This is a genomic window from Pseudomonas sp. GW822-FHT06D10, from assembly GCF_058799535.1.
Genome location: NZ_JBXALN010000005.1, coordinates 407,976 through 429,721, shown reverse-complemented (window position 1 = coordinate 429,721; position 21,746 = coordinate 407,976). Strand labels below are relative to the sequence as shown.

Genomic DNA, 21,746 nt, shown 5'->3' with positions numbered 1-21,746 from the left:
ACCGACCATGCAAACCCGTGACGATATCTTCAACACCCTGCGCGATGCCCTGGTCGAGCTCTTCGAACTGGAGCCCGAGCGCGTCAGCCTCGAGTCCAACCTGTACGAAGACCTGGAAATCGACAGCATCGATGCGGTCGACCTGATCGACCACATCAAGCGCCAGACCGGCAAGAAAATCGCCGCCGAGGAATTCAAGTCGGTGCGCACCGTCAACGACGTGGTCGAGGCGGTCTACCGTCTGGTCCAGCCGGCCGCATGAGCCGGCTGATCGGCCTGGGCTTGTTGCTGGCCGGCCTGCTCTACCCCTTCGCGGTGTACTTCGGCATGGAGCATTTCGCTCCGTGGCAGTTCGGCCTGCTGCTGGGCGGCCTGTGGCTGGCCCGGGCGCTGACCGGCGAACGCCGCCCCGGCAGCCTGTGGATGGCCATTGCGGCGATCGCGTTCTGCCTGCTGCTGGCCTGGTTCGACAACCCGGCGCTGCTGCGCTGGTACCCGGTGCTGATCAGCGCCTTCATGCTCGGCCTGTTCGGCCTGAGCCTGAAATACGGCCCCCCGGTGGCAGAGCGCCTGGCCCGCATCAGCGAGCCGCAATTGCCGGAAAAGGCCATACGTTATACGCGCCAGGTGACCGTCGCCTGGAGCGTGTTTTTCCTCTGTAACGGAATGCTCGCCGCGGCCCTGACCCTGTGGGCGCCGCTGAGCTGGTGGACGTTGTACAACGGCCTGATCGCCTACGGGCTGATGGGCCTGCTGTTTGCCATTGAATGGCTGTTACGACAACGGGTAAGAGGCCGTAGATGAACTGGATTCCCCTTGAGCAGCTGTTGCTCAAGCTACATACGCCGCGAGCGGTCAGCGCCGCGCCGGCCATCGACCTGGGGGCCGTGCAGGAACAGGCCCTGAGCCTGGCCGCTGCCCTGCAAGCCCGTGGCGTACGGCGCCTGGCGGTGCACCTGGAAGACGCCGTGGAACTGGCGGTGGCCCTGCTCGGCGCCTGGCGTGCCGGGGCCAGCGTGCTGTTGCCCGCCGACCTGCAAGCCCAGACCCGCCAGCGCTGGTCGAGCGAAGTCGACCTGTGGCTGACCGACCAGGACACGCTCCTGCACCAGTTGCAGGCCAGCCCCCTGGCCCCGGCCGAGCTGGACCTGGACACCTGCCAGTTGAGCCTGTGCACCTCCGGCTCCAGCGGCGAACCCAAGCGCATCGAGAAGAACCTGCGGCAACTGGCCAACGAGGTCGTCGCCCTGGAACACCTGTGGGGCGCCGACCTGGGCCAGGCCTGGATCATCGGCAGCGTCGCCACCCAGCACATCTACGGCCTGCTGTTCCGCGTGCTCTGGCCACTGTGCGTCGGGCGGCCTTTTGTACGCCGCCAGCTGCCATTTCCCGAAGACCTGCAACGGGCCAGCCGCGAGTGCCCGACGTTTGCCTGGGTGGCGAGCCCGGCCCTGCTCAAGCGCATGGGCGACAACCTCGACTGGCCGGCCCTGAGCCAGGTACGGCGGGTATTTTCCTCCGGCGGCGCCTTGCCCGCCGAAGCGGCCAGCGGCCTGCACCAGCGCCTGCAGCAATGGCCGACGGAAATCCTCGGCAGCTCGGAAACCGGCGGCATCGCCTGGCGCCAGGGGCCAGGCCTGTGGCAGCCCTTCGCCGATGTACGGCTGAGCCAGGATTCCGACGGCGCGCTGTTGATCGCCTCGCCCTACCTGCCGGCCGGGCATGTGGAACACACGGCCGACGCCGCGCGGATCGCCGCCGACGGGCGCTTCGAACTGCTGGGGCGCCTGGATCGCATCGTCAAGCTGGAAGAAAAACGCATTTCCCTGCCCATGCTTGAGCAGGCCCTGGCCAGCCACGAATGGGTGGCGGAAGCGCGACTCGGGGTGATCGAAGACAACCGCGCCTACCTCGGCGCCCTGCTGGTGCTCAGCGAGCCCGGCCTGCATGCCCTGCGCAACCAGGGCCGGCGCCACCTGACCCAGGCCCTGCGCCAGCACCTGGCCGGGCATTGCGAAGCCCTGGCCCTGCCCCGGCGCTGGCGCCTGGTGCGGCAACTGCCGCTGAACAGCCAGGGCAAGCTGCCCCAGGCGCAAGTCCAGGCCCTGCTGCTGGCTCCACGCCCGCAAGCCCCGGAAGTGCTGGAGCAACGGCAGCACGAGGAGGAGTGGCAGCTGCAACTGGCCATTCCGCCGGACCTGGCGTACTTCAGTGGGCACTTCCCCCAGACCCCGGTGCTGCCGGGGGTGGTGCAGGTGGACTGGGCCCTGGCCCTGGGCCAGCAACTGCTGGAGCTGCCGGGCCGCTTCGCCGGCATGGAAGTGCTGAAGTTCCAGCAACTGGTACGCCCCGGCGACCGCATCCAGCTGAACCTGCGTTTCGATGCCCAGCGCCAGAAACTGTATTTCGCCTACCTCAATGACGGGGCTCCCTGCTCCAGCGGGCGGATCGTCCTGGAGGCCAGCTGTGGATAAGTTGTACGGCGTCGCGCCCGGGATTCGCTGGCAAGCCAGCGTCTACGCTGAAGGGGCCCGCTGCCATGCATAAGCCTTGCGCGGTGATCCCGGTCTACAACCATGAAACCGCCGTGCCGGCGGTGGTCGAGGCGCTCCTGGCCCGCGGCCTGCCCTGTGTCCTGGTGGACGACGCCAGCAGCCCCCAATGCGCGGCGGTGCTGGAGCAACTGGCCGGCCTCGACCAGGTGTTCCTGATCCGCCTGGCGATCAACCAGGGCAAGGGCGGCGCGGTCATGGCCGGCCTGCGCGAAGCCGCGCAGCTGGGCTTCAGCCATGCCCTGCAAGTCGATGCCGATGGCCAGCACGACCTCACGGATGTGGATAACTTCATCCAGCACTCCCAGGCCCACCCCGAGGCGCTGGTCTGCGGTTATCCACAGTACGACGCCAGCGTGCCCAAGGGGCGCCTGTATGCCCGCTACCTGACCCACGTGTGGGTCTGGATCAACAGCCTGTCACTGCAGATTCCCGATTCCATGTGCGGCTTCCGGGTCTACCCCTTGCCACCGACCCTGGCCCTGCTGGACTCGGTGCAACTGGGCCGGCGCATGGACTTCGATCCGGAGATCCTGGTGCGCCTGGCCTGGCGCAACCAGCCCATGCGCTGGCTGCCGACCCGGGTCCACTATCCCCAGGACGGCCTCTCGCACTTTCGCCTGTTCCATGACAACGCGCTGATCTCGAAGATGCACGCCAAGCTGTTCTTCGGCATGTTGGCGCGCCTGCCGCTGATCCTCTGGCGCCGGTGGCGTCCATGAGCCAGGAGCAACCCAAGGAGCCCGGCAACGAACACTGGGCCGACCATCAGGAGCGCGGCAGCTTCTGGCTGATGAAGCTCACCGCCCTGGGCGTGCGGGTGCTGGGGCGCCGGCTGCTGAGCCCGGTGCTGTACGCCATCGTGTTCTACTTCTTCCTGTTCGGCCGCCGGGCCCGGCGCAGCATCTGGCAGTACCAGCAGCACCTGGCCCAATGGAGCGGGCGCGACGAGTTGCGCCCCAGCCACGGGCGGGTGTTCGGCCAGTTCATGGCTTTTGCCGACGCCCTGCTGGACAAGCTCGACGTGTGGAACGGCAAACTGCGCATCGAACAGATCGAGATCGTCGACCCGGCGCAACTGCGCCACCAACTGCGCGGCGAACGCGGGCAGATGCTGGTGGGCGCGCACCTGGGCAACCTGGAAGTGTGCCGGGCCCTGGCCGAGCTGGGCGAGCAGGTGACCATGAACGTGCTGGTGCACACCAAGCACGCCGAACGCTTCAACCGCCTGCTGGGCGAAGCCGGGGCCAGCAACCTGCGGCTGATCCAGGTCAGCGAGCTGGACCCGGCGATCATGCTGCAACTGAGCCAGCGCCTGGATCGTGGCGAATGGCTGGCGATTGCCGGGGACCGCGTGCCGCTGCACGGCGGGCGCAACGTGCGGGTGGATTTCCTCGGCCACCCGGCCGCCTTCCCCCAGGGCCCCTGGTTGCTGGCCGGGCTGCTCAAGTGCCCGGTCAACCTGCTGCTGTGCCTGAAACAGCAAGGCCGCTACCAGGTGATCCTCGAGCCCTTCGCCGACGCCGTGCAGTGGAAACGCAATGACCGCCAGCAGGTGATCGCCCAGTGGACCGCCCGCTACGCCGAGCGCCTGGGCCAGTACTGCCTGCAAGCCCCGCAACAATGGTTCAACTTTTACCCATTCTGGAAGACCGATGACGACCTCGACCCATGAGCCGGTAACCTTCGGCGAACACCCCCTGCGCATCGAAGACGTGCTGGCCCTGGCCAACCGCCAGGTGCCGACGCGCCTGCAAGGCGACGCCGCCTGGCGCCAGCGGATCGCCAAGGGCGCGCAGTTCCTCGATTCCCTGCTGGACAAGGAAGGGGTGATCTACGGCGTGACCACCGGCTACGGCGACTCTTGCGTGGTGGCGGTGCCGCTGCAGCACGTCGAGGCGCTGCCGCGCCATCTGTACACCTTCCACGGTTGCGGCCTGGGCAAGCTGCTGGACGCCCAGGCAACCCGCGCGGTGCTGGCGGCGCGCTTGCAGTCGCTGTGCCACGGGGTTTCCGGGGTGCGCGTGGAACTGCTGGAGCGCCTGCAGGCCTTCCTCGACCAGGACATCCTGCCGCTGATCCCGGAAGAGGGCTCGGTGGGCGCCAGCGGCGACCTGACGCCGTTGTCCTATGTGGCGGCCACCCTGTCCGGGGAACGCGAGGTGATGTTCCGCGGCGAGCGGCGTGAGTCCGCCGACGTGCATCGCGAGCTGGGCTGGGAACCCCTGGTGCTGCGGCCCAAGGAAGCCCTGGCGCTGATGAACGGCACCGCGGTAATGACCGGGCTGGCCTGCCTGGCCTTTGCCCGGGCCGACTACCTGCTGCGCCTGGCGACCCGTATCACCGCCCTCAACGTGGTGGCCCTGCAGGGCAATCCGGAACATTTCGACGAACGCCTGTTCGCCGCCAAGCCGCACCCGGGGCAGATGCAAGTGGCCGCCTGGCTACGCCAGGACCTGGCCATCGACGCGCCAACCGCGCCCCTGCATCGCCTGCAGGACCGCTACTCGCTGCGCTGCGCCCCCCATGTGCTGGGGGTGCTGGCCGACAGCCTGAACTGGCTACGCGGTTTCATCGAGACCGAGCTCAACAGCGCCAACGACAACCCCATCATCGACGCCGAGGCCGAGCGCGTGCTGCACGGCGGGCACTTCTATGGCGGGCACATCGCCTTCGCCATGGACAGCCTGAAGAACCTGGTGGCCAACGTCGCCGACCTGCTGGACCGGCAACTGGCCCTGCTGGTGGACGTGCGCTACAACCACGGCCTGCCAAGCAACCTTTCCGGCGCCAGCGCCGAGCGCGCCATGCTCAACCACGGCTTCAAGGCGGTGCAGATCGGCGCCAGCGCCTGGACCGCCGAGGCCCTGAAAAACACCATGCCGGCCAGCGTGTTCTCGCGCTCCACCGAGTGCCACAACCAGGACAAGGTGAGCATGGGCACCATCGCCGCCCGGGACGCGATCCGCGTGCTGGAGCTCACCGAACAAGTGGCCGCCGCCACCTTGCTGGCGGCCAACCAGGGGGTCTGGCTGCGCGGCCAGGAAGCCGATGCCCGGCCTTTGCCACCAGCCCTGGATGCCATGCACCGGCAACTGGCCGAGGACTTCGCACCGGTGATCGAAGACCGCGCCCTGGAGCACGAACTGCGCCTGTGCCTGCAACGCATCGCCGAACAACACTGGAGGCTGCATGCGTAGCAAGGGAGTGATCCACGCCGACACCCAGATCCAGGTGCCCTTCTTCGACGTCGACACCATGCACGTCGTCTGGCACGGGCATTACGTCAAATACCTGGAGGTCGCCCGCTGCGCCCTGCTGGACAAGCTCGGCCACAACTACCAGCAGATGCTCGAATCCGGCTACGCCTGGCCGGTGATCGACCTGCAACTGCGCTACGTGCGCGGCGCGGTGTTCGGCCAGACCCTGAACGTGCGCGCCAGCCTGGTGGAGTGGGAAAGCCGGCTGAAGATCAACTACCTGATCACCGACCAGGCCACGGGCGAGCGCATGACCCGCGCCAGCTCGGTGCAGGTGGCCGTGGAGATCGCCAGCCGGGAAATGCAACTGGCCTCGCCCAAGGTCTTCACCGATGCCGTCGCGAGGGCCTTGCCATGAAGGTAGGAGCGAGCTTGCTCGCCAAGAGGGTCGGTCTGTCTGCCAGCTGCATGAGGCTGCGTACCGTGGTGCAGCGGTTCGCGAGCAAGCTCGCGCCCACGCTCTTGGTGCTCTGGTGTATGCCGGGGCTGGCCCAGGCCTTCGACCTGCAACAGTTGAGCGATCAACTGTCGCGGCCGGAGGTGATCCACGGTCGTTTCATCCAGGAAAAACACCTGCGGGCCCTGCCCCAGCCATTGACCAGCAAGGGCCACTTTGTCCTGGCGAAAAACCACGGCCTGCTGTGGCTGCTGCAGACCCCGTTGCAACAGGACTACCGCATCACTGCCCAGGGCATCGCCCGGCGCGATGGCGGCTGGCAGATGCTTCCCGGCAAGAGCGCCGGGGCCGAGCAGAACCGCCTGTTCCTCGCTGTGCTGCAAGGCGACAGCAGCGGCCTGCAGCGGGACTTCGAACTCAAGCTGCAAGGCAGCGCGCAGAACTGGCAGTTGCAACTGATCCCCCGTTCCCTGCTGCTGAAACAGATCTTCAACCAGATCAATATCGACGGCGGCGAGCTGGTGCAGCGCATCGAACTGCTGGAAGCCCAGGGCGACCGCACCCTGCTGATCATGCAGGACAGCAGCAGCGCCCAGCCGCTCAGTGAAACGGAGCAACATGACTTTGCCGAGTGAACGCTGGCTGCCGCGGTTTTTCCTGATTCTGCTGACCCTGGTCCTGGCCCTCGGTGCCTGGCAATGGCGCCATGGCGCGCCGCTGTCGGCCAACCTCATGGAACTGGTACCCGGCACCGCCCCGGATGCCCTGGAGCAACAGGCCGAGCAACGCATGCAGGAACCGCTGAACCGGGAAATCCTGGTGCTGGTGGGGCATGCCGAACGTCAGCAGGCAGTGGCCATGGCCCGGCAACTGGCCGAGCAATGGCAGGCCAGCGGGTTGTTCGAGAAGGTCCAGTGGAACCTCCAGGCCGACCTGCCGGCGCTGCGCCAGCAACTGTTGCAGGGCCGCCTGGCGATGCTCGGGGCCAAGGATCGCGAGCAACTGGCCCAGCAGCCCCAGGCGTTTATCCAGCAACGGGTGCAGAGCCTGTTCGACCCGTTCGGCGGCTTTACCCTGGTGCCCAGCCAGGATGACTGGCTGGGCCTGACCGGACGCATCCAGAACAGCCAGCCGCAACACGGCGCGGTGCAGCTGGACATCGGCAGCGGCGCCCTGGTGGCCGAGGCCGACGGCCAGCACTGGGTATTGCTGCGGGCCCGCACCGGCGGCAACGCCTTCGACATGCAACTGCCTCTGCAAGTGGCTGACCTGCTGCGCCACAGCCGTGAGCAGGCCAGCCAGCAACAGGTACAACTGTTGGCCGCCAGCGGTTTGCTGTACGCCGCCAACGGCCAGCAACAGGCCACCCGGGAAATCACCTGGGTCGGCGGCGGCGCCACCCTGGGCATCCTTTTGCTGTTGCTGCTGGCCTTCCGCCGCTGGCGTGCCCTGCTGGCCTTCGTCCCGGTGCTGGTGGGCATGCTGTTCGGCGCCGTGGCCTGCGTGGCGCTGTTCGGCCGCATGCACGTCATGACCCTGGTGCTGGGGTCGAGCCTGATCGGCGTGGCCGTCGACTACCCCCTGCACTACCTGTCCAAGAGCTGGAGCCTGAAACCCTGGCGCAGCTGGCCGGCCCTGCGCCTGACCCTGCCGGGGCTGAGCCTGAGCCTGGCCACCAGTTGCATCGGCTACCTGGCCCTGGCCTGGACCCCGTTCCCGGCCCTGACCCAGATTGCCGTGTTCTCCGCCGCCGGCCTGGCGGGCGCCTACCTGACGGCGGTGTGCCTGCTGCCGGCACTGCTCAAGGGGGTGCAACTGCGCCCGGCGCAATGGCCGCTGCAAGTGGCCCAAGCCCTGCTGCAGGCCCGCGCGGCCTTGCTCAAACATGTGCCCAGCCCGGTGCTGCTGGTACTGCTGGCGCTGTTCTGCGCCGCCGGCCTGTGGCAGCTCGAGAGCAAGAACGACATCCGCCAATGGGTCGGTGCGCCGCCGCAACTGCTGCAGGAAGCCCAGGCCATTGCGCGGATCACCGGCTATCAGCCCACCAGCCAGTTCTTCCTGGTGCGCGCCACCGATCAGCAGCAGTTGCTGGAGCGCCTGGAGGCCCTGGACCTGCGCCTGCAACAGCTGGTGAACCTGGGCAAGCTCAAGGGCTACCTGTCGCTGAACCAATTGCTCAGCCAACCGACCGAACAACAGCGGGTGCGCGAAGCCCTCAAGCAGCTGCCGCGTTTCTGGCAGCCGCTGCTGGACCTGGGGGTGCCCCTGGCCGCCCTGCAAGCGGAGCTGGAACAGCTGCAGCAATTGCCGGTGGAAGACCTCGACGCCGCGCTTTCCGGGCCGCTGGCCGAGCCCTATCGCCCGCTGTGGCTGGGAGCCAACGCCAACGGCGTGGCCGCCATGGTCAGCCTGCAGGGGCTGAACGACGCCGCCCTGCTGCGAATCCAGGCCGATGATCTGCCAGGGGTGCAACTGGTGGACCGCCTGGGTGAGCTGAACCGGGTATTCGCCGCCACCCAGGTCAGCGCCGCCGAACTCAAGCTGGCCTCCTGCGTGCTGATCGTGCTGCTGTTGATCCTGCCCTTCGGCCTCGGCGGCGCCTTGCGCCTGGTGGCCCTGCCCCTGCTGGCAGCCCTGTGCAGCCTGGCCAGCCTCGGCTGGCTGGGCCAGCCCCTGACCCTGTTCAGCCTGTTCGGCCTGCTGCTGGTGACGGCCATCAGCGTCGACTACGCGATCCTCATGCGCGAGCAGATCGGCGGCGCCGCGGTGAGCCTGCTGGGCACGCTGCTGGCGGCCCTAACCACCTGGCTGTCGTTCGGCCTGCTGGCCATTTCCAGCACCCCGGCGGTGAGCAACTTCGGCCTGGCGGTCAGCCTGGGGCTGGCCTTCAGCTTCATCCTCGCGCCCTGGGCCGGCCACAGGCCGCACCCGGCGCCCGACGCAGAGCGTGCAGCATGCTGACCCTGCTGTTCTGGCTACTGGCCCTGGCGCTGTTTGCCCTGGCCACCCACATCGGCCGGCGCCTGGGCCTGATCCCGATTGTCAGCCAGTTGCTGCTGGCGACCTTCGGCCTGCCGCTGCTGATGCTGCTGTGGATCGAACCGCACTGGCAGCTAAGTGGTGCGCAGCTGGTTTCGCCGCAGTGGCTCAAGCATCTGTACAGCCTGAGCTTTGCCTTGCTGCTGGGGCATATCCTCAGTGACGTGATCGACCTGCGCCTGGACCGCCAGAGCCTGAAGATCGCCGTGCCGAGCTTTGGCATTCCCTTCGCCTGCGGCCTGGCCACCGCCTTCTGGCTGCTGCCGGCGCAACCCTGGATCAGCTCCCTGGCGGTCGGCCTGCTGTTCGCCATCACCGCGATCCCGGTGCTCTACCTGTACCTGCGGCACATCCAGTACCCGCCCGCCGCCACCCGGCGCCTGGTGCAGACCGCGATCCTCATCGACCTGACCTGCTGGAGCCTGTTCGCCCTGGCCCAGGGCAGCCTGCACCTGAGCAGCCTGCTGCTGCCCCTGGCCGGTGCCTGCCTGCCCCTGGTGCTGCGCGGCCTGGGCCTGCGCCAGCCGCTGCTCTACAGCCTGGGCTTTTTCGGCCTGCTGGTGGTGGCCGAGCACTACCGGCTCAATGCGCTGATCTTCGGCATCGGCTACCTGCTGTGCATGGCCGCCCTCAAGCTGGCGCTGGTGCTGCCGTTACAGGCTGCCTGGATGAACCGCTTGCAGACCTACATCGCCATCCCGCTGATCCTGACCTTCGGCATCGTGCAGATCGATGTGCACAGCGCCATGGGCAGCCTCGGCTGGGTGCAACTGGCGGCCCTGCTGCTGTTGCCGATTGCCAGCAAGCTGCTGGGCAACTGGCTGGGCCTGGGCTGGGCCGGCGCTTCCTTTACCGGCGCCAGCCGCTGGCGGGAAAGCCTGCTGCTGAACATTCGCGGCTTGAGCGAGATCGTCTTTCTCAACCTGCTGCTGCAACAACAGTTGATCAGCCCGGCGCTGTACTTCGCGCTGATGCTCATGGGCCTGATCGCCACCCTGCTGCCGGCCCTGGCCGGAATGCACCGAACTCCCCAGGCGGCGCCCCACGCTGCCCCCTTGAACCTGAACATCGCCAAACCGGCAAGGAGCCCCAGTGCCAACAGTTGAAATGGAACGTCGCCAAGTCGTGGTGATCGGTGCCGGCCCCTCGGGGGCCATCGCGGCCGCGCTACTCAAGCGCCAGGGCCACGACGTGCTGATCGTCGAGCGGCAACATTTCCCGCGTTTCTCCATCGGTGAAAGCCTGCTGTCCCACTGCCTGGATTTCGTCGAGGAAGCCGGGATGCTGGAGGCGGTGCAAGCCGCCGGCTTCCAGCTCAAGAACGGCGCGGCCTTCGCCTGGGGCGAGCACTACAGCACCTTCGATTTCGGCGACACCTTCAGCAATGGCAAGCCCACCACCTTCCAGGTGCAGCGCGCCGACTTCGACAAGCTGCTGGCCGACCAGGCCGCCCTGCAAGGGGTGGAGATCCGCTACGGCGAAGAGATTGTCGCGGTGGAGGTGGAGCGGCCCTTGCCGCAGCTCGACTGCCGCCGTGAAGACGGCAGCCAGTACCGCATCGAAGCCGACTTCATCCTCGACGCCAGCGGCTACGGCCGGGTCCTGCCGCGCCTGCTGGAACTGGAAGCGCCGTCGAACTTTCCGGTACGCCGAGCGGTGTTCACTCATGTCGAAGACCGCATCGACTGCGAGCACTTCGACCGCAACAAGATCCTCATCACCACCCACCCCGAGCACCGCGACATCTGGTTCTGGAGCATCCCCTTCAGCAACGGCCGCTGCTCGGTAGGGGTGGTGGCCGCCCAAGAGCATTTCGCCGGGCGCGATGGCGACCTGGACGCCTGCCTGCGGGGCTTCATCAGCGAAACCCCGAGCCTGGCCAAGGTGCTGCAATACGCCGAGTGGGACACCCCGGCACGGACCATCGGCGGCTACTCGGCCAACGTCAGCACCCTGCATGGCCCGGGCTTCGCCCTGCTGGGCAACGCCGCGGAATTCCTCGACCCGGTGTTCTCTTCCGGGGTGACCATCGCCATGCGTTCCGCGAGCATGGCCGCCGCCGTGTTGCACCGGCAGTTGCAGGGCCAGGGCGTCGACTGGGCGACGGAGTTCGCCGAACCGCTGAAACGCGGCGTGGACACCTTCCGCTGCTACGTCGAGGGCTGGTACGCCGGTACTTTCCAGGACGTGATCTACCATCCGGGCAGTTCCCCGGAAATCCGCCGCATGATCAGCTCGATCCTCGCCGGTTATGCCTGGGATGAACGCAACCCTTTCGTCAGCGAGCCCAAGCGCCGGCTCAAGGCCCTCTCGGAAGTCTGTGCGAGGGACCGCACATGAGTGAGCAAACCAGCCAGTACCTGAGTGACAGCTACGTCGAGGAAACCCGCTTCGGCTTCTGGTTCCTGCGCAGCCACACGTGGCAGCACCATGTGCTGCGGGTGGCGATCAATGACCTGCGCTCGCTGTTCGATGGCGAACTGCCCCGGCATCCGGTGTTGCTGGACGCCGGTTGCGGCCAGGGCAAGTCGTTCCAGTACCTGCGCCAGGTGTTCGCCCCGCAGCGCCTGATCGGCCTGGACGCCGACCCCCACAGCCTCAAGCTCAGCGCCGAGGAAGCCCGGCGCCAGCAGATGCAGGTGGAGTTGATCGGCAGCGACTGCGCGACCCTGGAACTGGCCGACGCCAGCGTCGACCTGCTGTTCTGCCACCAGACCTTCCACCACCTGGTGGAACAGGAAAAAGCCCTGGCCGAGTTCTACCGGGTGCTCAAGCCCGGGGGTTACCTGCTGTTTGCCGAATCCACCGAGGCCTATATCGACACCTGGGTGATCCGCTGGCTGTTCCGCCATCCGATGCATGTGCAGAAAAGCGCCGCCCAGTACCTGCAGATGATTCGTCAGCAGGGCTTTGAATTCGGCCCGCAGAACGTGTCTTATCCCTACCTGTGGTGGAGTCGCGCCAAGGACTTCGGCCTGCTGGAGCGCTTCGGCCTGCGCCAGCCGCCGCCGGTGGGCCAGCGCGAGGAAACCCTGGTCAATGTGGTGGCCCGCAAGCCGCTCGCTCCCCCTGTTGCCGAGGAAGGTCCGTCCGAATGATCCGTGCCCTGCTGCTCGGTTGTGTCCTGTTGCTGAGCGCTTGCGTCAGTCAGGCTCCGCTGCCCGAGCGCACGCCCTCGCTGGTGCTGCCGTTGCAGCTCCACGTACAGCGCCAGCTTCAGGACCAGCGCCAGGACTGGCTGCTGGTGATCCAGGCCGAAGGCCCGGACCTGCGCTGGTCGCTGATGGACCCGCTGGGCATTCCCCAGGCCCGTCAGCGCCTGGTGGGCGGACACTGGCAGGCCGACGGCCTGCTGCCACCCAACCCGGAGGCCCGGGAGCTGTTCGCGGCCCTGCTGTTCGCCCTGACACCTGTGGCCGAACTGCAGGCCAATTATCCGCACGCCCGGCAACAGGGCGCCCAACGTACCCTCGGCCCGCGCTGGCGAGTCGACTATCAACACGCTCTGGATTTCACCTTGAACCTGCCCCAAGGCCCGCACTACCACATCACGGCTCTGAGCACCGAGGCCACGCCATGACGGCTTACCTCAACGCCCTCGGGGTGATCTGCGCCCTGGGCCGCAATCGCCAGGAAGTCGCCCGCAGCCTGTTTGCCGGCGACTGCTCGGGCATGCGCGACGAAAGCCACTGGGTGCCCGAGCGCACCTTGCCGGTGGCGGCAGTGCGCAGCCCGCTGGCGGGCATGCCGGCGGGCCTCGAAGCCCAGAACAGCCGCAACAACCAGCTGCTGCTGGAGGCCACCCGGCAGATCGAAGGCGACATCCAGCAGGCCATCCAGCGCTACGGCCATGGCCGCATCGGCATCGTCCTGGGCACCAGCACGTCGGGCATCGACGAGGCCAGCCGGGGCATCGCCCGTTACCTGCAGGACCGGCAATTCCCGGCGGGCTACGACTACCGTCAGCAGGAGCTCAGCGCCCCGGCGAACTTCCTCGCCCAATGGCTGCAACTCTGCGGCCCGGCCTATGTGATTTCCACCGCCTGTACCTCCAGCGCCCGGGCCCTGATCAGTGCCCGGCGCCTGCTCGACCTGGGCCTGTGCGACGCCGTGCTGTGCGGCGGGGTCGACAGCCTGTGCAAGCTGACCCTCAATGGTTTCACAGCCCTGGAGGCGGTCTCCGGGCAACGCTGCAACCCGTTTTCCCGCAACCGCGACGGGATCAACATCGGTGAAGCGGCGGTGCTGTTCCTCATGAGCCGGGAGCCTGCCGGCGACGCCCCTGTTGCCCTGCTGGGCGGTGGCGCCAGCTCCGACGCCTACCATATTTCCGCCCCGGCCCCCGATGGCCGCGGCGCCCTGCAGGCCATGAGCCTGGCCTTGCGCAGCGCCGGCCTGCAGCCACAACAGATCGACTACCTGAACCTGCACGGCACCGCCACCCAGCACAACGACGCGATGGAAAGCCTGGCCGTGGCCCAGCTGTTCCCCGAAGGCGTGCCCTGCTCTTCGACCAAACCCATGAGCGGCCATACCCTGGGGGCCGCCGGGGCCCTGGAGGCGGCGTTCTGCTGGCTGGCCCTGAGTACCGACAACCCCGGCCTGGCGCTGCCGCCCCATGTCTGGGATGCCCAGGCCGACCCGGCCTTGCCGCCACTGCGCTGGGTCACCCCGGACGATCGCCTGGCCCCCCACGCACCGCGCCGCCTGATGAGCAATTCCTTCGCCTTCGGCGGCAACAACGTCAGCCTGATTATCGGAGACGCCCCATGATTGACTGGCCGCTCGCCGAGTTGCTGCCCCACGCCGGGGACATGATCCTCATCGATCAGGTCCTGGCCTTTGATGAAGAACAGATCCGCACCCGCCTCGAAGTTCGCCCCGGTGGCCTGTTCAACCGCCCCGACGGCAGCCTGCCGGCCTGGGTCGGCGTCGAGCTGATGGCCCAGAGCGTGGCCGCCTACGCCGGTTGCCGCGCCCGCCAGCAAGGCTTGCCGGTGGAGCTGGGCTTTCTTCTGGGCACCCGCAAATTCGAATGCAATGTCGAGCACTTCCCCCTCGGCAGCACCCTGGAAATCCATGCCCTGCGCTCTCTGGAAGACGACAACGGCATGGGCGTGTTCGAGTGCCACCTCAGTGGCCCCGGCATCACCGCCAGCGCGCGCCTGAACGTGTTCCGTCCGCCCCAGGCCGCCGACTACTTGCATGAAACACCTGCCTCTTCTACAGGAACACCGTCATGACTGACTCCGTACTGGTCACCGGCTCCAGCCGTGGCATCGGCCGTGCCATCGCCCTGCGTCTGGCCCGGGCCGGGTATGACCTGGTGCTGCACTGCCGCAGCGGCCGCACCGAAGCCGAAGCCGTCAGGGGCGAAGTCCAGGCCCTGGGCCGCAGCGCCCGCGTCCTGCAATTCGATGTATCGGACCGGGAGGCCTGCCGGGCTGCCCTGGAGGCCGATGTCGAAGCCCATGGCGCCTATTACGGCGTGGTGCTCAACGCCGGCCTGACCCGCGACGGCGCCTTCCCGGCCCTCAGCGAAGAGGACTGGGACCAGGTGCTGCGCACCAACCTCGACGGTTTCTACAATGTCCTGCACCCGGTGATGATGCCCATGATCCGCCGCCGCGCAGCCGGGCGCATCGTCTGCATCACCTCGGTCTCGGGGCTGATCGGCAACCGTGGCCAGGTCAACTACAGCGCCTCCAAGGCCGGCGTGATCGGCGCCGCCAAGGCCCTGGCCATCGAGCTGGGCAAGCGCAAGATCACCGTCAACTGCGTGGCCCCGGGGCTGATCGACACCGCCATGCTGGATGAAAACGTGCCGGTGGAAGAACTGCTGAAAATGATTCCCGCGCAGCGCATGGGCACCCCGGAAGAGGTGGCCGGCGCGGTGAATTTCCTGATGTCCGCCGAAGCGTCCTACATCACTCGCCAGGTGCTGTCGGTGAACGGGGGCCTGTGCTGATGAAACGTGTGGTCGTCACCGGCATGGCCGGCATCACCTCCCTGGGCAGCGACTGGGCCAGCATCGCCGAGCGCTTTGCCGCCAACCGCAGCGGCATCCGGCGCATGGACGAGTGGGACAGGTTCAGCGAACTCAACACCCGCCTGGCCGGCCCCATCGATGACTTCCAGGTGCCCGGGCACTGGACCCGCAAGCAGCTGCGCAGCATGGGCCGGGTTTCGCGCCTGGCCGTGGGCGCCGCCGAGCAGGCCCTGGCCGACGCCGGGCTGCTGGGCGACCCGTCGATCAAGGACGGACGCATGGGCGTGGCCTGTGGTTCTTCCACCGGCAGCACCGACGAGATCAAGGCCTTCGGCAACATGCTGCTCAACTCGGTGGCCGAGGGGCTCAACGCCAACTCCTACGTGCGCATGATGCCCCACACCACCGCCGCCAATATCAGCATCTTCTTCGGCCTGACCGGGCGCCTGATCCCTACCTCCAGCGCCTGCACCAGCGGTAGCCAGGGCATCGGCTACGCCTATGAGGCGATCAAGTTCGGCCGCCTGCCGCTGATGCTCGCCGGCGGCGCCGAGGAACTGTGCCCCACCGAAGCCATGGTGTTCGACGCGCTGTATGCCACCAGCCTGAAGAACGATGCGCCGCACACCAGCCCGCGCCCCTACGACAGCGGCCGTGACGGCCTGGTGATCGGCGAAGGTGGCGGCATGCTGGTGCTCGAGGAGCTGGAGCACGCCCTGGCCCGTGGCGCGCGCATCCACGCGGAAATCGTCGGCTTCGGCAGCAACGCCGACGGCCAGCACACCACCCGCCCCGAACAGAGCACCATGCGCCGGGCCATGGAGCTGGCGCTGGAGGATGGGGCCCTGGCCCCGGAGGCCATCGGCTACGTCAACGGCCATGGCACCGCCACCGAGCAGGGCGACATCGCCGAGACCCTGGCCACCAGCAGCCTGTTCGGCAGCCGCATGCCCATCAGTTCGCAGAAGAGTTTCCTCGGCCACACCCTGGGCGCCTGCGGCGCGCTGGAATCCTGGTTCAGCATCGAGATGCTCAACCGCGACCTCTATGTGCACACCTGCAACCTGGATCAGGTCGACCCCCGCTGCGGCGAGCTGGACTACCTGCAGGGAGGCTTTCGCGCCATGAGCCACGAATACGTGATGAACAACAACTTTGCCTTTGGCGGCGTCAACACCTCGTTGATCTTCCGCCGCTGGTCCTGATGCCTCACCTCACTGGAGAAATGGAATGTCTTCCCTGTTTCGCGCCACCCTCATCGTCCTTGCCCTGCTGAGCGTCACCGCCTGTACCAGCAAGCGCATGTACACCCCCAACCGGGTGCTCCCGGCCACCATCCAGGCCGACCAGGAGCAGGTCAAGCAGGCGATCCTGAAGAACCTCGTAGCCCGCAAGTGGACCGTACAGCGCATCAGCCCGGAGCTGATCCAGGCCGAGATCACCGTGCGTCAACAGTTCCACGCGGAGATCGATATCCAGTACTCCGCCAGCTACTACAAGATCGTCTACCGCGACAGCCGCGACATGGACTACAAGGACGGCAAGATCCACAAGAACTACATCCGCTGGGTGCGCCTGCTGGACAAGGGAATCCTGCGCGAACTGCGGGACAACCAGAACGAGCGGGCCGCGCAACAGCTGTCGGATGCCGCGGCCAAGAGCTTCCCGGCCGCACAATGAGCCCTTCCCTGTGACCCTGGTCACAGGGCTGCTTCACCCCCTTTGATGTCATGGAGAATGCGATGCGTTTGAAGACACTGGCGGCCACCGCCACCCTGCTGCTGTGCACCCTGCCCGGCGTCAGCCAGGCCCGCGATACCACCCTGTATCTGCCCTTCGACAAGGTCGTGGCCGAGGCCATCAGCACCGGCAAGATCGACGGCAGCGTGAAGTTCTACCTGGCGGGCAACAAGCCGGCCGGCAAGGTCAGCGTGCTGAGCCCCGGCGCCGTGACCAACAAGAAGACCAATGCCTTCGGCAAGGCCGACCAAGTGGCCTGCGAGTGGGCCTTGCAGTCGGCACTGATCACCCTGCATGAAGCGGCGAAGAAAGTCGGCGCCAACGCCGTGACCGACATTGCCAGCTTCTACAAGAGCCACGAGCGCAAGGACGCCACCACCTATGAGTGCCATGCCGGCGCCATCATGGCTGGCGTCGCGCTGCGCGGGGATCTGTCCAAGGTCCAGTGACCTGCGACTGACAACGAAAAGGGCGCCTGGGGCGCCCTTTTCGTTTCCGGGATTTTTCCGGAAGCGCGCCAATCGCCGTCTACACTCGCAACAGCAGGCCGGGTCACCGCCGCCTGCGGGAGCCAAGTGGCGCGATCGGGCATCGGCCGGCGTGACAGTGGCGCCCCTTTCACGTCCGTCAAGGAGCCGACCATGCAAGTGAAAGCACTGATTGCCCTGGCCCTGCTAACGGCCCTGAGCCCCGCCAGCCAGGCCACCAACCTGATGTACATGCCCTTCGAGAAAGTCGTGGCCGACGCCGAGCGCGCCGGGCGCCTGGATGGCAGCGTGAGCTTCCATCTGGCCGGCAACCCACTTCCGCCGGTGCTCCAGGTGCGGCTCACCGAAGTCACCACCAACAAGAAGACCAACGCTTTCAACAAGAGCGATATCGCCGCCTGCGAATGGGCCCTGCAGTCGGCCCTGATCACCCTGCAAGCCGCGGCCAAGCGGGTCGGCGCCAACGCGGTGACCAATATCGTCAGCTACTACAAGCACCACGTGCGCAAGGACCTCAACACCTACGAATGCCATGCCGGGGTACTGATGGCCGGAGTGGCCCTGCGCGGCGACCTGGTGAACCTGCAAGCCCCGGTGCGGCCCAACAGCCCCTCAGGGCGTAGCCCCGGTCTTGCGCGTCAGTAGCTCGACAAAGGCCTTGGCCATGGGCGACGCCTGATCCTTGCGCTGCACCAGCCACACCGCCGACATCGCCGCCGGGTCCAGCAGGCGGCGATAGACCACGCCGTCGATGCGCATGCGCTGGTAGGACGCCGGCAGCACCGACACCCCCAACCCCGCCGCCACCAGGCCGATGATGGTCATGGCTTCCGCCGCCTCCTGAGCGAAATGCGGGGTAAAGCCGGCATCCCGGGACAGGCTCAGCAACTGCGCATACAGGCCGCTGCCATAGCTGCGGGGGAAAAACACAAAGGGCTCATGGGCCAGCTCCGCCAGGTGCAGCCCCTCTTCACTGCCACTGGCCAGCGGGTGCTTGGAACTGAGCACCGCCACCAGCGGCTCGCGCAGCAGCTCCACCACCGACAGCGAATCCGGCAGGGGCAAGGGCCGCATGATGCCGACCTGGATCGCCTGGTCCACCAGGGCCTCGGCCACCTGGGTGCTGCTCATCTCCTTGAGCTTGAGGTGTACCGCGGGAAAGCGCTGGCGAAAGGCGAAGATCGCCTGGGGAATGGTCGAATTGAAGGGCGCCGACGAGGTGAAGCCGATCTTCAGTTCCCCCAGCTCGCCCAGCTGCGCACGCCGCGCCACGTCCGCCGCCTTGTCCACCTGGGCCAGTACCAGCCGCGCCTCTTCCAGGAACAGGCGCCCGGCCTCGCTGAGCTCGACCCGACGATTGGTGCGTTCGAACAGGCGCGCCCCCACCTCCTGCTCCAGCGCCTGGATCTGCTGGCTCAGGGGCGGTTGGGAGATGCCCAGCACCTGGGCTGCACGGCCAAAATGCAGTTCTTCGGCGACAGCGATGAAGTAGCGCAGGTGACGCAGTTCCATGAGGGCCTCATTAAGTCTTAAAACCTATCAAACAGGTCGAACAATATATTGGAAAGAATCATTAGCCAGCTATATGCTTTTTCCATTGCCTGACCGGCTGCGTTCCCCCCGAGGTCCCCCGTGAAATCCGCTGTTGCCGCTGTTGCCCCCTCCGCCCACGAACCCCCTGCCACGCCCCTGGACGAGGTGGTCGCCCAGCTCAACGAGGCCTATATCGAAAAAGGCACGCCGATGTTCATGCGCACCGTGCTGGCGCTGTTCTCCGGCGGTTTTGCCACCTTCGCCCTGCTGTATTGCGTACAGCCGATGATGCCGCTGCTGTCCCGGGACTTTTCCATCAATGCCGCCCAGAGCAGCCTGATTCTCTCGGTCGCCACCGGCATGCTGGCCATCGGGTTGTTGATCACCGGGCCGGTTTCCGACCGCATCGGTCGCAAGCCGGTGATGGTCGCCGCCTTGCTGGCCGCCGCCCTGTGCACCATCGCCAGTGCGCTGATGCCGAGCTGGCACGGGGTGCTGCTGATGCGCGCGCTGGTGGGCCTGTCCCTGAGCGGGCTGGCAGCGGTGGCCATGACTTACCTGAGCGAGGAGATCCACCCCCAGCACATCGGCCTGGCCATGGGCCTGTACATCGGTGGCAACGCCATCGGCGGCATGAGCGGGCGACTGATCACCGGGGTGCTGATCGACTTCGTCAGCTGGCACACGGCGATGCTGGTGATCGGCGGCCTGGCACTGATCGCTGCCGCGGTGTTCTGGCGCATCCTTCCCGAATCACGCAATTTCCGCCCCCGTTCGCTGCACCCGCGCAGCCTGCTGGACGGCTTTGCCATGCACTTTCGCGATGCCGGCCTGCCCTGGCTGTTCCTCGAAGGTTTCCTGCTGATGGGGGCCTTCGTCACCCTGTTCAACTACATCGGCTACCGCCTGCTGGCCGAGCCCTACCAACTGAGCCAGGCCTGGGTCGGGATGCTGTCGGTGGTGTACCTCTCGGGCATCTACAGCTCGGCGAAGATCGGCGCCCTGGCCGACCAGCTGGGCCGGCGCCGGGTGCTCTGGGGCACCATCGTGCTGATGCTGGCGGGGATCGCCCTGACCCTGCTGACCCCGCTGTCCCTGGTGCTGATCGGCATGCTGCTGTTCACCTTCGGCTTCTTCGGTGCCCACTCGGTGGCCAGCAGCTGGATCGGCCGTCGCGCCACCAAAGCCAAGGGCCAGGCATCGTCGCTGTACCTGTTCAGCTACTACGCCGGCTCGAGCATCGCCGGCACCGCCGGCGGGGTGTTCTGGCACCTGGCGGGTTGGAACGGCATCGGCCTGTTTATCGGCGCCTTGCTGATCGGAGCCCTGTTGATCGCCATGAAACTCGCCAAACTCCCCCCTTTGTAGGAGCAGGCTTGCCGGCGAAGTGCTCCGCCAGGCAGGCGCAGGTCTTGAGGGCCCTTTCGCCAGCAAGCTGGCTCCTGCAAAAAGTGTCCGCCAATGAAAACGCCCGGCAGGTGCCGGGCGTTTTTTAGGGGGGCGCTTATTCGTGGTATTGCGCCGACAACTCGTGCACCGCTTCCAGGAAGGCTCCGGCGTGCTCCGGTTTCACTTCCGGAGTGATGCCGTGGCCCAGGTTGAACACGTGGCCGCTGCCCTTGCCGTAGCTGGCGAGGATGCGCGCAACTTCGCTGCGGATCGCCTGCGGGTTGGCGTAGAGCACGGTAGGGTCCATGTTGCCTTGCAGCGATACCTTGCTGCCGACCCGGCGGCGGGCTTCGCCGATGTCACAGGTCCAGTCCAGGCCCAGGCTGTCCGCGCCGGCATCGGCAATGCTTTCCAGCCACAGGCCGCCGCCCTTGGTGAAGAGGATCACCGGAACCTTGCGCCCGTCGTGTTCGCGGATCAGGCCACTGACGATCTTGCGCATGTAGGCCAGGGAGAACTCCTGGTAGGCCGCCGCCGAGAGGCTGCCGCCCCAGCTGTCGAAGATCTGCACCGCCTGCGCGCCGGCACGGATCTGCCCGTTCAGGTACGCGGTGACCGACTGGGCCAGCTTGTCCAGCAGCAGGTGCATGGCTTGCGGGTTGTCGTAGAGCATGGCCTTGGACTTGCGGAAGTCCTTGGAGGAGCCGCCTTCGACCATGTAGGTGGCCAGGGTCCAGGGGCTGCCGGAGAAACCGATCAACGGCACACGGCCGTTGAGTTCGCGACGAATGGTGCTGACCGCATCCATTACATAGCCCAGGTCCTTGTGCGGATCGGGGATCGGCAGGGCTTCGATGTCGGCCAGGGTGCTGACCACTTTCTTGAAGCGCGGGCCTTCGCCGGTTTCAAAGTACAGGCCTTGGCCCATGGCATCGGGGATGGTCAGGATGTCGGAGAAGAGGATCGCCGCATCCAGCTGTGGATAGCGGTCCAGAGGCTGCAGCGTGACTTCGCAAGCGAACGCCGGGTTCATGCACAGGCTCATGAAGTCACCGGCGTTGGCACGGCTGGCGCGGTATTCAGGCAAGTAGCGCCCAGCCTGACGCATCATCCACACCGGGGTGACGTCTACGGGTTGCTTGAGCAGGGCACGAAGGAAACGGTCGTTCTTCAGGGCAGTCATGTCGGCATCCGGAAAAAAAGTGGGGGCATTTTCTCAGAGCGCGACACAAAAGGCACGGCAAGAGCCGTGCCTTTTATGTATCAGGTCAATTTGTCGCGGACTACAAGCAGTTGTTTAAGCGTCGCGAGCGAAGGCAAGGCAAGGCGAAAACAGACGAGGAAGCGGAGTTGACTGCT

The 21,746-nt window shown here is 66.7% G+C and carries 23 protein-coding genes; 21 read left to right on the top strand and 2 right to left on the bottom strand.

The features are described from left to right. The first annotated feature begins 7 nt into the window (after positions 1–7). From AC1RL5_RS19260 to AC1RL5_RS19165, 20 genes are all read left to right on the top strand, one after another. On the top strand, positions 8–262 hold the full coding sequence (locus tag AC1RL5_RS19260; RefSeq protein ID WP_011058850.1) for an acyl carrier protein: 255 nt from the start codon (positions 8–10) through the stop codon (positions 260–262). Beyond that, positions 259–804, top strand: coding sequence for a COG4648 family protein (locus AC1RL5_RS19255; RefSeq protein WP_011058849.1), 546 nt, complete (start codon positions 259–261; stop codon positions 802–804). The genes AC1RL5_RS19260 and AC1RL5_RS19255 overlap by 4 nt, the downstream gene beginning before the upstream one ends. Continuing rightward, positions 801–2,474, top strand: coding sequence for an ApeI family dehydratase (locus AC1RL5_RS19250; RefSeq protein ID WP_492589523.1), 1,674 nt, complete (start codon positions 801–803; stop codon positions 2,472–2,474). Before AC1RL5_RS19255 ends, AC1RL5_RS19250 begins: the two co-directional genes overlap by 4 nt. Positions 2,475–2,539: 65 nt before the next feature. Next, positions 2,540–3,274 carry a glycosyltransferase family 2 protein gene (locus AC1RL5_RS19245; RefSeq protein ID WP_015633886.1) on the top strand — a complete coding sequence of 245 codons (735 nt, stop codon included), beginning with the start codon at positions 2,540–2,542 and terminating at the stop codon, positions 3,272–3,274. Continuing rightward, positions 3,271–4,227 carry a lysophospholipid acyltransferase family protein gene (locus AC1RL5_RS19240; protein WP_072452073.1) on the top strand — a complete coding sequence of 319 codons (957 nt, stop codon included), beginning with the start codon at positions 3,271–3,273 and terminating at the stop codon, positions 4,225–4,227. Before AC1RL5_RS19245 ends, AC1RL5_RS19240 begins: the two co-directional genes overlap by 4 nt. Continuing rightward, positions 4,208–5,752 carry an HAL/PAL/TAL family ammonia-lyase gene (locus AC1RL5_RS19235; protein WP_065364852.1) on the top strand — a complete coding sequence of 515 codons (1,545 nt, stop codon included), beginning with the start codon at positions 4,208–4,210 and terminating at the stop codon, positions 5,750–5,752. Before AC1RL5_RS19240 ends, AC1RL5_RS19235 begins: the two co-directional genes overlap by 20 nt. After that, on the top strand, positions 5,745–6,170 hold the full coding sequence (locus tag AC1RL5_RS19230; RefSeq protein WP_011058845.1) for an acyl-CoA thioesterase: 426 nt from the start codon (positions 5,745–5,747) through the stop codon (positions 6,168–6,170). Before AC1RL5_RS19235 ends, AC1RL5_RS19230 begins: the two co-directional genes overlap by 8 nt. Next, on the top strand, positions 6,167–6,844 hold the full coding sequence (locus AC1RL5_RS19225) for an outer membrane lipoprotein carrier protein LolA (protein WP_207239947.1): 678 nt from the start codon (positions 6,167–6,169) through the stop codon (positions 6,842–6,844). The genes AC1RL5_RS19230 and AC1RL5_RS19225 overlap by 4 nt, the downstream gene beginning before the upstream one ends. After that, positions 6,828–9,170, top strand: coding sequence for an MMPL family transporter (locus AC1RL5_RS19220; RefSeq protein ID WP_207239946.1), 2,343 nt, complete (start codon positions 6,828–6,830; stop codon positions 9,168–9,170). The genes AC1RL5_RS19225 and AC1RL5_RS19220 overlap by 17 nt, the downstream gene beginning before the upstream one ends. After that, positions 9,164–10,354: a cation:proton antiporter gene (locus tag AC1RL5_RS19215; RefSeq protein WP_072452077.1), complete on the top strand. Its 1,191-nt coding sequence runs from the start codon at positions 9,164–9,166 to the stop codon at positions 10,352–10,354. The genes AC1RL5_RS19220 and AC1RL5_RS19215 overlap by 7 nt, the downstream gene beginning before the upstream one ends. Further along, positions 10,341–11,588, top strand: coding sequence for an NAD(P)/FAD-dependent oxidoreductase (locus tag AC1RL5_RS19210; protein WP_103291200.1), 1,248 nt, complete (start codon positions 10,341–10,343; stop codon positions 11,586–11,588). The genes AC1RL5_RS19215 and AC1RL5_RS19210 overlap by 14 nt, the downstream gene beginning before the upstream one ends. Next, a complete protein-coding gene (locus AC1RL5_RS19205; RefSeq protein ID WP_019095190.1) occupies positions 11,585–12,346 on the top strand; it encodes a class I SAM-dependent methyltransferase in 762 nt (253 codons plus the stop codon). Before AC1RL5_RS19210 ends, AC1RL5_RS19205 begins: the two co-directional genes overlap by 4 nt. Further along, entirely contained in the window at positions 12,343–12,828 is a 486-nt protein-coding gene (locus AC1RL5_RS19200) for a hypothetical protein (protein ID WP_015633878.1), read from the top strand. Before AC1RL5_RS19205 ends, AC1RL5_RS19200 begins: the two co-directional genes overlap by 4 nt. Beyond that, positions 12,825–14,021, top strand: a complete 1,197-nt coding sequence (locus AC1RL5_RS19195; RefSeq protein WP_093407022.1) for a beta-ketoacyl-[acyl-carrier-protein] synthase family protein — start codon at positions 12,825–12,827, stop codon at positions 14,019–14,021. The genes AC1RL5_RS19200 and AC1RL5_RS19195 overlap by 4 nt, the downstream gene beginning before the upstream one ends. Beyond that, a complete protein-coding gene (locus tag AC1RL5_RS19190) occupies positions 14,018–14,491 on the top strand; it encodes a hotdog family protein (protein ID WP_011058837.1) in 474 nt (157 codons plus the stop codon). The genes AC1RL5_RS19195 and AC1RL5_RS19190 overlap by 4 nt, the downstream gene beginning before the upstream one ends. Further along, positions 14,488–15,216 (top strand): 3-oxoacyl-ACP reductase FabG, encoded by a 729-nt coding sequence (fabG, locus tag AC1RL5_RS19185; RefSeq protein WP_011058836.1) that lies wholly within the window; start codon positions 14,488–14,490, stop codon positions 15,214–15,216. The genes AC1RL5_RS19190 and fabG overlap by 4 nt, the downstream gene beginning before the upstream one ends. After that, positions 15,216–16,442, top strand: a complete 1,227-nt coding sequence (locus AC1RL5_RS19180) for a beta-ketoacyl-ACP synthase (RefSeq protein ID WP_011058835.1) — start codon at positions 15,216–15,218, stop codon at positions 16,440–16,442. The genes fabG and AC1RL5_RS19180 overlap by 1 nt, the downstream gene beginning before the upstream one ends. A 25-nt stretch (positions 16,443–16,467) precedes the next feature. After that, positions 16,468–16,917: a hypothetical protein gene (locus AC1RL5_RS19175; protein WP_011058834.1), complete on the top strand. Its 450-nt coding sequence runs from the start codon at positions 16,468–16,470 to the stop codon at positions 16,915–16,917. A gap of 62 nt (positions 16,918–16,979) precedes the next feature. After that, on the top strand, positions 16,980–17,426 hold the full coding sequence (locus AC1RL5_RS19170) for a hypothetical protein (protein ID WP_015633874.1): 447 nt from the start codon (positions 16,980–16,982) through the stop codon (positions 17,424–17,426). Between the two features lie 192 nt (positions 17,427–17,618). After that, positions 17,619–18,110 carry a hypothetical protein gene (locus tag AC1RL5_RS19165; RefSeq protein ID WP_053148683.1) on the top strand — a complete coding sequence of 164 codons (492 nt, stop codon included), beginning with the start codon at positions 17,619–17,621 and terminating at the stop codon, positions 18,108–18,110. On the opposite strand, the gene AC1RL5_RS19160 is transcribed toward AC1RL5_RS19165, so the two are convergent. Then, on the bottom strand, positions 18,078–18,977 hold the full coding sequence (locus AC1RL5_RS19160; protein WP_011058831.1) for a LysR family transcriptional regulator: 900 nt from the start codon (positions 18,975–18,977) through the stop codon (positions 18,078–18,080). The two genes, AC1RL5_RS19165 and AC1RL5_RS19160, sit on opposite strands and share 33 nt — an antisense overlap. A gap of 120 nt (positions 18,978–19,097) precedes the next feature. Here AC1RL5_RS19160 and AC1RL5_RS19155 point away from each other — a divergent pair, with 120 nt between their 5' ends. After that, positions 19,098–20,366, top strand: a complete 1,269-nt coding sequence (locus tag AC1RL5_RS19155) for an MFS transporter (protein WP_053148680.1) — start codon at positions 19,098–19,100, stop codon at positions 20,364–20,366. 136 nt (positions 20,367–20,502) lie between these two features. Here the strand turns inward: AC1RL5_RS19155 and hemE are convergent, their stop codons facing one another. After that, complete coding sequence (gene hemE, locus AC1RL5_RS19150; RefSeq protein WP_041115348.1) at positions 20,503–21,570, bottom strand: uroporphyrinogen decarboxylase; 1,068 nt, start codon at positions 21,568–21,570, stop codon at positions 20,503–20,505. Between the last annotated feature and the right edge of the window lie 176 nt (positions 21,571–21,746).

Excerpts from the sequence above, each read along its gene's own strand:
- AC1RL5_RS19255 (WP_011058849.1), top strand. The coding sequence starts at position 259 with ATGAGCCGGCTGATCGGCCTGGGCTTGTTGCTGGCCGGCCTGCTCTAC.
- AC1RL5_RS19180 (WP_011058835.1), top strand. The coding sequence starts at position 15,216 with ATGAAACGTGTGGTCGTCACCGGCATGGCCGGCATCACCTCCCTGGGC.
- AC1RL5_RS19235 (WP_065364852.1), top strand. The coding sequence starts at position 4,208 with ATGACGACCTCGACCCATGAGCCGGTAACCTTCGGCGAACACCCCCTG.
- hemE (WP_041115348.1), bottom strand. The coding sequence starts at position 21,570 with ATGACTGCCCTGAAGAACGACCGTTTCCTTCGTGCCCTGCTCAAGCAA.
- AC1RL5_RS19160 (WP_011058831.1), bottom strand. The coding sequence starts at position 18,977 with ATGGAACTGCGTCACCTGCGCTACTTCATCGCTGTCGCCGAAGAACTG.
- AC1RL5_RS19220 (WP_207239946.1), top strand. The coding sequence starts at position 6,828 with ATGACTTTGCCGAGTGAACGCTGGCTGCCGCGGTTTTTCCTGATTCTG.
- AC1RL5_RS19190 (WP_011058837.1), top strand. The coding sequence starts at position 14,018 with ATGATTGACTGGCCGCTCGCCGAGTTGCTGCCCCACGCCGGGGACATG.
- AC1RL5_RS19205 (WP_019095190.1), top strand. The coding sequence starts at position 11,585 with ATGAGTGAGCAAACCAGCCAGTACCTGAGTGACAGCTACGTCGAGGAA.
- AC1RL5_RS19195 (WP_093407022.1), top strand. The coding sequence starts at position 12,825 with ATGACGGCTTACCTCAACGCCCTCGGGGTGATCTGCGCCCTGGGCCGC.
- AC1RL5_RS19225 (WP_207239947.1), top strand. The coding sequence starts at position 6,167 with ATGAAGGTAGGAGCGAGCTTGCTCGCCAAGAGGGTCGGTCTGTCTGCC.
- AC1RL5_RS19175 (WP_011058834.1), top strand. The coding sequence starts at position 16,468 with ATGTCTTCCCTGTTTCGCGCCACCCTCATCGTCCTTGCCCTGCTGAGC.
- fabG (WP_011058836.1), top strand. The coding sequence starts at position 14,488 with ATGACTGACTCCGTACTGGTCACCGGCTCCAGCCGTGGCATCGGCCGT.
- AC1RL5_RS19215 (WP_072452077.1), top strand. The coding sequence starts at position 9,164 with ATGCTGACCCTGCTGTTCTGGCTACTGGCCCTGGCGCTGTTTGCCCTG.
- AC1RL5_RS19240 (WP_072452073.1), top strand. The coding sequence starts at position 3,271 with ATGAGCCAGGAGCAACCCAAGGAGCCCGGCAACGAACACTGGGCCGAC.
- AC1RL5_RS19260 (WP_011058850.1), top strand. The coding sequence starts at position 8 with ATGCAAACCCGTGACGATATCTTCAACACCCTGCGCGATGCCCTGGTC.
- AC1RL5_RS19250 (WP_492589523.1), top strand. The coding sequence starts at position 801 with ATGAACTGGATTCCCCTTGAGCAGCTGTTGCTCAAGCTACATACGCCG.
- AC1RL5_RS19230 (WP_011058845.1), top strand. The coding sequence starts at position 5,745 with ATGCGTAGCAAGGGAGTGATCCACGCCGACACCCAGATCCAGGTGCCC.
- AC1RL5_RS19170 (WP_015633874.1), top strand. The coding sequence starts at position 16,980 with ATGCGTTTGAAGACACTGGCGGCCACCGCCACCCTGCTGCTGTGCACC.
- AC1RL5_RS19200 (WP_015633878.1), top strand. The coding sequence starts at position 12,343 with ATGATCCGTGCCCTGCTGCTCGGTTGTGTCCTGTTGCTGAGCGCTTGC.
- AC1RL5_RS19165 (WP_053148683.1), top strand. The coding sequence starts at position 17,619 with ATGCAAGTGAAAGCACTGATTGCCCTGGCCCTGCTAACGGCCCTGAGC.
- AC1RL5_RS19245 (WP_015633886.1), top strand. The coding sequence starts at position 2,540 with ATGCATAAGCCTTGCGCGGTGATCCCGGTCTACAACCATGAAACCGCC.